1 protein-coding gene is annotated in these 247 nt (G+C 64.8%); it reads right to left on the minus strand.

What is annotated here, in order from left to right; all coding sequences use genetic code 11:
- Positions 1–247 (minus strand): efflux RND transporter permease subunit (locus GYB81_RS23930; RefSeq protein WP_161898011.1); only part of this gene is annotated, 247 nt, incomplete at both ends.

Raw genomic sequence — 247 nt, forward strand, 5'->3', positions numbered from 1 at the left:
AGAGCCCGATCAGGGGGACCAGGCCCACCTGGAAGTACACATCGTTCTGGATACCCCGCAGCCACACCGCAAGAATCGCTCCGAATACGGCGACGGGTACGGCAGTGACCACGGCCAGCGGCAGCGTCCAGCGCTCGTACTGCGCAGCCAGGATCAGAAACACCAGGATCAGACCAAAGACGAAGGCCTGGGCGCCCGAGCCCTGAGTCGCCAGCTCCTGATAGGCCGAGCCGATCCAGCCCAGGCT

This window comes from Pseudomonas yangonensis (assembly GCF_009932725.1).
Taxonomy (GTDB): Bacteria; Pseudomonadota; Gammaproteobacteria; order Pseudomonadales; family Pseudomonadaceae; genus Aquipseudomonas; species Aquipseudomonas yangonensis.